Origin of the sequence: Bacillus hominis, assembly GCF_018332515.1 — a bacterium.
Taxonomy (GTDB): domain Bacteria; phylum Bacillota; class Bacilli; order Bacillales; family Bacillaceae_G; genus Bacillus_A; species Bacillus_A hominis.
Genome location: NZ_BOQD01000203.1, coordinates 1 through 6,618 on the forward strand (window position 1 = coordinate 1; position 6,618 = coordinate 6,618).

Consider the following 6,618-nt stretch of genomic DNA (forward strand, 5'->3'; position numbering starts at 1 on the left):
AAATATGAATATTAGAGAAAGTGAACTTCCAGGTATTGGTTATAAGTTTCAGATTGTTACGAAAGGTAACGAAAAAATGGTGATTGTCATTCATGATGATGGGCGTAGAGAAATGTATCATTTTGATTCAGATCATGAAGAAAGCATCTCAAGTATTTCACTACGTGACTCAGAGGCAAGACAAATTGCAGCAATATTAGGTGGAATGGTATATAAGCCTAGAGCATTAGAAAATGTTGAAATGGTCTTTGAAGGTTTAGCGATTGAGTGGTTCAAAGTGGAAAATAACGCTCCAGCAATCGGAAAAACAATTGGCGATCTTGAAATAAGAAAAACATATAGCGTAACGATAATTGCAGTTATGAAAAAGAATATGAAAAAGCTATTTAATCCAGGACCAGAAACAGTAATTGAAGAAGGAGATATGCTTGTAGTTTCGGGTGAGAGAGAAGAAATTAAAAAAATTATTAATGAGTTACTTTCGAATAGGGGGACTGACTAGATGGATACTTTAATTTTTGAAGTTGGTACAGCTTTAGTTTTAGTAGCAATTGCGGCAGTAATCGCTGGAAAGTTTAAATTCTCAGTAATTCCTTTTCTAATCGTTCTTGGTATGTTAGTAGGACCGCATGCGCCGACAATAGGTGTTATCGATCTTAAATTTATTGAAAGTGCAAGTGTAATTTCCTTCCTTGGAAGGATTGGAGTTCTGTTCCTTCTGTTCTATCTAGGATTAGAGTTTTCAATGAAAAAGTTAATTAAATCGGGGCGTTCTATTGCGATTGGTGGAACAATCTATATTTTGATTAACTTTTCACTAGGATTATTATACGGATTTATAATGGGATTCCCGTTACTTGAAATCTTAATTATTGCGGGTATTATTACGATTTCTTCTAGCGCTATCGTTGCTAAAGTGTTAGTGGATTTAAGAAGAACTGGTAATAATGAAACCGAATTAATTTTAGGAATTATTATGTTTGAAGATATATTCCTTGCCGTATATTTATCAGTAGTTTCTGGCTTAGTTCTTGGTGATCACGCTTCCTTCTTAGGTGCTCTTACTTCAATTGGAATCGCTTTAGGATATATGCTTCTATTCTTTATTGTTGCTAGAAAGGCAACACCGTTATTAAATAAGTTGCTGAATATTAGTTCAGATGAAATCTTTATTATTGTAGTATTTGCTTCGTTATTCTTTATTGCAGGTTTCTCGGAAACAATTCACGTTGCAGAAGCAATCGGAGCACTTCTTTTAGGATTAGTTTTCTCTGAGACAGAGCATAGTGACCGAATTGAACATCTTGTTGTTCCATTTAGAGACTTTTTCGGAGCAATTTTCTTCTTCAGTTTCGGATTAAGTATAGATCCGTTTTCATTAGGCGGAGCAATATGGTTAACGTTAGGTGCTGTACTTCTTACTATAATTGGTAACTTTGTAGCAGGGATGATTGCAGGACGACAAGCTGGACTATCTCATAAAGCATCAACAAATATTGGATTAACAATTGTTTCAAGGGGAGAATTCTCTATCATTATGGCCAACATTGGTATCGCGGGTGGTTTAATGTCAGTATTGAAACCATTCTCAGCATTATATGTGCTTATACTATCTATTTTAGGCCCGCTTCTGACAAAGGAGTCAAAGAATGTATATAAATTCTTAAATAAAATCTTTAAGTGGGATACGAAGACTAGATAAATTTTAAAAAAATAAAAGTACAAGATATTTACTGCTTGTACTTTTATTTTTTGCAATGAAAACAGTAAAGAGAGGTAAATGATGTTAGGAGAGTTGATTCATTCAGTTTTAGTTTTTCTAGAAGGACTTGGTTATTGGGGAATTATGCTTGGATTAATGCTAGAGGTTATCCCAAGTGAAATCGTATTATCTTATGCAGGTTATTTAGTATCAACAGGAAGCATTACATTTTGGGGTGCTGTCGCGTTCGGTACAATTGGTGGTGTAATCGCACAACTATTCATTTATTGGATCGGTCGATACGGAGGAAGACCTGTTCTTGAGCGATATGGAAAATATATTTTGATTCAGAAGAAACATATTGATTATGCTGAAGCGTGGTTTAATCGTTACGGAACTGGTGTTATTTTTACAGCGCGTTTTATTCCTGTTGTGCGTCATGCTATTTCGATACCAGCGGGTATTGCGAAAATGTCGCACGCTAAGTTTATTACGCTAACTACACTAGCTGTTATTCCATGGTCAATTGTGTTTGTATATTTAGGATTTAAATTAGGATCAGAGTGGGAAAGTATTAATAAAGTAGCTGGGCCATATGTGAAATACTTTGCACTTGCTGCTATTGTTTGTGCAATTGGTTATTTTATATTAAAAAAAATGATGAAAAAAAAGTGATTATGGAAAAAGAATCTATGCTGACATAGATTCTTTTTTTATTGTCATTTTTTAAAGGGTGAAAGAGTATGTTTAATATTTACCATATTGTGGCATATATATAGAAAAAGAAAGCTTGGAAAGGGGAATAAAGAGAAATGGAACTCCAGTTTCAAAATGTATATCAACAGGTGGAGAATTGGTATGTGTTGGATTCGGAGCTTCCTTGGGATGTCAAAAAGTTAAGAAATGATTTGTTTTCTCTCATTGAAGTAAGTGCAACGCCAGTTGTTTTTTGTGATACGTGTGATGCGAATGATGTACTTTTATCATTAGGAGAAGAAGAAGAGGAGTTTTTATTCCCGGTAGGTGGTTTTTATCATAAAGAAAAACAATTAATTTTCGTTTGTATGTGGGAAGAGTATGAGCAAGTACTCAAAACGCTATTGCATGAATTCAGGCATGCGATGCAGCATAAGGACGATGTACTATATGTTGGAAATGAACTATACGAAGAAAGATGGATAGAGAAAGATGCGAGGCATTTCGCGGAGAGGAAGCTAGATGAATATAAAAATAGAAATTTAATCTGAAGCATAGTGGAGAAAAATCACTGTGCTTTTATTTGTTGCTAATAAAAAATAAGTAGTTGACCTTTATTAAGTTTAGTTCTAAACTAATAGTATCAAATGAGCGAGGTGATGGAATGAAAGCAGAGGAAAGACTTGGATTACTATTATGGTTTCGTTTATCACGCTTTTATAATAGAAGTATTCGTGAGACGAATCAGCATTTGAAAAAGTGGAATATATCTGCCGCTCAGTTTGATGTATTAGTTCAAATTGGGGGACACGATCGTTTAACGCAGCAAGAGCTTGGAAATAAGTTGTTTGTTACGAAAGGAAATGTTACTCAACTTTTAAATAAGATGGAGCAACTCGATTGGATTCAGCGTGAACAAGAAGGTACCACGAAATATATTTCATTAACAGAAGAGGGAAAGGTTCTATATGAAGAAATAGTCCCGCCGCAAGAAACATTTCAAGCAGAACAATTTGATAAGTTAAATAGAGAAGAACAAAAACAATTATTAGAATTACTGAAGAAGTTACAGTGATAAAAATTAAAAATAATTATCTCGATTTCGAGATAATATGAGGTGAAGGATATGTTTAGAAAAGTTGATCATAAAAATATGGGAAGAGCAAATCACGGGTGGTTAAATACACATTTTCATTTTTCTTTTGCAAATTATTATAATCCAAACAATATGAATTTTGGAGCAGTACGTGTTATGAATGATGATTTAATAGCCGCACAAACTGGTTTTGATATGCATCCGCACCGTGATATGGAGATTATCTCTTACGTTATAGATGGTGAATTAACACATGAAGATAGTATGGGGAACCGAGGAACAATTGAGCGTGGGCATGTTCAATATATGAGTGCAGGTACTGGTGTATTTCACAGTGAGCATAACTTAGGAAATGAAACATTACGTTTATTGCAAATTTGGATTTTGCCGGACCGTGATGGTCATAAACCGAACTATGGTGAGTTTAAATTTGATTGGAGTAAACGTGAAAATGAGTGGTTCCATATGGTATCTCCTTCTGATGGAGATGCACCAATTCATATTCACCAAGATGCAAATTTATATTCTTTATCATTAGAGGCTGGTAAAGAAATTCAGTTTCCTGTTCAAGAAGGACGTCAATTATACCTTGTACAAATTGAAGGTAGCAGTGTTGTGAATGGTGAAACACTCGTAATGCGTGATGCAGCGGAGGCTGTAGAAGAAGATATTCGCATTCAAGCGAAAGAAAACTCTCACTACTTAGCGATTGAAATGAAAATGGAATAAAGTGAAACTTTAACCCATGGTAGTTTTATGTATGTGAATAGTGGGATGAAAAGTTATGGGGAAAAAGGATATCGGAAACGATATCCTTTTTTGTGTGAGTTAAATTAACAGAAAAAACTTTCTCAATTTTTGGAAGCAGGTATCAGGAGAGTTATTCAGAATTTTATAAAAGTGTTAAAAACTTTTAGGGGAATGGGGAGTGTTAGATTGAAAAAGCAAGTAATTTCATCAGCATTAGCATTAACTGTTATCGCAAGTGGGTTTGGGGCATTTGGAGCAACTACGACGAAAGCAGAAGAGCAAAAAATCCAGTATCACCAAGAGTTTAAAACGCCAGCTTACATAGGTGAAGAATGGAAAGCGCCGGAAGGATTAGATAAAAAAGAGACGGTCTTTCAATATTTAGAGAGTAAAAAGGATATGTTTAAACTAGCGGGAAATATTGACAAACATTTCAATATCGTTGGTGAAGAAAAAGATGCTGATTCTGGTACAACACATGTGAAGTTAGTTGAGAAGCATAATAACATTCCTGTGTATGGTTCAGATCAAACGGTTACTCTTGATAAAGAGAACAATGTAAAAGCATTTTTCGGACAAGTTATTCCGAGTTTAGATGATAAAAATATTCCTGCATCTGCAAGTATTAGTGCGGAACAAGCAGAAACGATTGCAAAAGCTAATATTGAGAAAGAAATTGGTAAGGTAAAGAATTATGATGGTGTGAAAAAAGATTTATATGTGTATGAAAAAGATGGTCAATACTATCTTGCATATCTTGTAAAAGCATCGGTTTCAAAACCAGCTCCAGGATATTGGCATTACTTTGTTGATGCAACAAATGGAAATGTTATTGAGAAATATAATGCTGTAGATAACATTACTGGATTTGGTTACGGAGTATTAGGCGCTAGACAATCATTTGAAATTGCTCAAGATACGAAAACAGGAGCGTTCAACTTATTTGATGGTACAAGAGGGCAAGGTGTCCATACATTTGATGCAGAGAATATGGATGAAAACTGGTTTAATTTATTCTCACAAATTCTTGGATATACAGGAGAAGAAATTGCAAGTAAATCTAAGTTCTTCGAAGATAAAGCGGCAGTTGATGCGCATGTGAATGCAGGAAAAGTATATGATTACTATAAAAAGACATTTAACCGTAACTCTTTCGATGATAAAGGTGCGAGACTTATTTCTACTGTTCACGTAGGTGAATCTTGGAATAACGCAGCTTGGAACGGTGTTCAGATGATGTATGGTGATGGCGATGGAAAGACATTCATTCCATTATCTGCTGGACTAGATGTTATCGGTCATGAATTAACGCATGCTGTAACTGAACATACAGCAAATCTTGTTTATAAAAATGAGTCAGGTGCGTTAAATGAATCGTTATCTGATATTATGGGTGTCATGGTTGAGAAGAAGAGTTGGGATTTAGGTGCTGACATTTATACACCTGGAAAACCTGGTGATGCACTTCGTTCACTGAAAGATCCAGCATCTATTCCAAACCCATTAAAACCAGGTGAAGGTTACCCAGATCATTACAATAAACGCTATACTGGAACAGCTGATAATGGCGGCGTTCATATTAACAGTAGTATTAACAATAAAGCTGCGTATTTAGTATCTGATGGTGGTACGCATTACAATGTGAAAGTAACTGGAGTGGGCCGTGAAGCAACAGAAAAAATTTACTACCGTGCTCTTACAAAATATTTAACTGCAAACTCTGACTTTAAAATGATGCGTCAAGCTGCACTTCAATCAGCAGAAGATTTATATGGTAAAAACTCTAAAGCTGTACAAGCCGTAACGAAAGCTTATGATGCTGTAGGAGTAAAATAATAAGAGAAAAAGACCTGACTGGCTTGTCAGGTCTTTTCCCTATTTAGTCACGAATACCTAATGCGATTTTTGCCATGCGTGACATACGTTCTTTTGTCCATGGCGGATTCCATACAACGTTTACTTCTATTTCATTTACTTCGGGTACGTTCGTTGATAATATTTTTTTAACGTCTGATACGATTTGCCCAGCCATGGGACAACCGATAGAAGTCATTGTCATTGTAATGACAGCATTATTATTTTCATCTGCTGTAACGTCATAAACTAATCCGAGGTTGATAATATCAACACCTAATTCAGGGTCAATAACAGCTTCTAAGTTGGCATATAACTTTTCTTCAAATGCTTGTTGTGACATGTGTAGCACCCCCTAAATATTAATGATATCGATTCTCATTATAAAGGATATGCGGGATAAAGTGAAACTTTAATCAGTGGGGGTTTTGTTCATCCCCCACTGATTATTAGCCTTCACCAATCGGGCGTTTACGGGCAGTTGATCTCCCACCTAACTTCTTTGCTCCACCTGAATTTT

The 6,618-nt window shown here is 35.3% G+C and carries 8 protein-coding genes; 7 read left to right on the forward strand and 1 reads right to left on the reverse strand.

Annotation, left to right across the window (positions count from 1 at the left end; all coding sequences use genetic code 11):
- Positions 1-4 precede the first annotated feature (4 nt).
- The 7 genes from KI356_RS19115 to KI356_RS19145 all read left to right on the forward strand — a co-directional run bounded on the left by KI356_RS19115 (position 5) and on the right by KI356_RS19145 (position 6,080).
- Positions 5-502, forward strand: a complete 498-nt coding sequence (locus KI356_RS19115) for a cation:proton antiporter regulatory subunit (RefSeq protein WP_002124154.1) — start codon at positions 5-7, stop codon at positions 500-502.
- Complete coding sequence (locus KI356_RS19120; protein ID WP_016135973.1) at positions 503-1,702, forward strand: cation:proton antiporter; 1,200 nt, start codon at positions 503-505, stop codon at positions 1,700-1,702.
- A gap of 81 nt (positions 1,703-1,783) precedes the next feature.
- On the forward strand, positions 1,784-2,377 hold the full coding sequence (gene uptA / locus KI356_RS19125; protein WP_002112738.1) for an undecaprenyl phosphate transporter UptA: 594 nt from the start codon (positions 1,784-1,786) through the stop codon (positions 2,375-2,377).
- 137 nt (positions 2,378-2,514) lie between these two features.
- A complete protein-coding gene (locus KI356_RS19130) occupies positions 2,515-2,949 on the forward strand; it encodes a DUF3920 family protein (protein ID WP_002124156.1) in 435 nt (144 codons plus the stop codon).
- A gap of 113 nt (positions 2,950-3,062) precedes the next feature.
- Entirely contained in the window at positions 3,063-3,473 is a 411-nt protein-coding gene (locus tag KI356_RS19135; RefSeq protein ID WP_212936147.1) for a MarR family winged helix-turn-helix transcriptional regulator, read from the forward strand.
- Positions 3,474-3,524: 51 nt separating this feature from the next.
- On the forward strand, positions 3,525-4,223 hold the full coding sequence (locus KI356_RS19140) for a pirin family protein (RefSeq protein ID WP_128281908.1): 699 nt from the start codon (positions 3,525-3,527) through the stop codon (positions 4,221-4,223).
- A 207-nt stretch (positions 4,224-4,430) separates the two neighbouring features.
- Positions 4,431-6,080, forward strand: a complete 1,650-nt coding sequence (locus tag KI356_RS19145) for a M4 family metallopeptidase (RefSeq protein ID WP_212936148.1) — start codon at positions 4,431-4,433, stop codon at positions 6,078-6,080.
- Positions 6,081-6,123: 43 nt separating this feature from the next.
- On the opposite strand, the gene KI356_RS19150 is transcribed toward KI356_RS19145, so the two are convergent.
- On the reverse strand, positions 6,124-6,441 hold the full coding sequence (locus KI356_RS19150; RefSeq protein ID WP_002124161.1) for a metal-sulfur cluster assembly factor: 318 nt from the start codon (positions 6,439-6,441) through the stop codon (positions 6,124-6,126).
- Between the last annotated feature and the right edge of the window lie 177 nt (positions 6,442-6,618).

Excerpts from the sequence above, each read along its gene's own strand:
- KI356_RS19120 (WP_016135973.1), top strand. The coding sequence starts at position 503 with ATGGATACTTTAATTTTTGAAGTTGGTACAGCTTTAGTTTTAGTAGCA.
- KI356_RS19150 (WP_002124161.1), bottom strand. The coding sequence starts at position 6,441 with ATGTCACAACAAGCATTTGAAGAAAAGTTATATGCCAACTTAGAAGCT.
- KI356_RS19140 (WP_128281908.1), top strand. The coding sequence starts at position 3,525 with ATGTTTAGAAAAGTTGATCATAAAAATATGGGAAGAGCAAATCACGGG.
- KI356_RS19115 (WP_002124154.1), top strand. The coding sequence starts at position 5 with ATGAATATTAGAGAAAGTGAACTTCCAGGTATTGGTTATAAGTTTCAG.
- uptA (WP_002112738.1), top strand. The coding sequence starts at position 1,784 with ATGTTAGGAGAGTTGATTCATTCAGTTTTAGTTTTTCTAGAAGGACTT.
- KI356_RS19135 (WP_212936147.1), top strand. The coding sequence starts at position 3,063 with ATGAAAGCAGAGGAAAGACTTGGATTACTATTATGGTTTCGTTTATCA.
- KI356_RS19130 (WP_002124156.1), top strand. The coding sequence starts at position 2,515 with ATGGAACTCCAGTTTCAAAATGTATATCAACAGGTGGAGAATTGGTAT.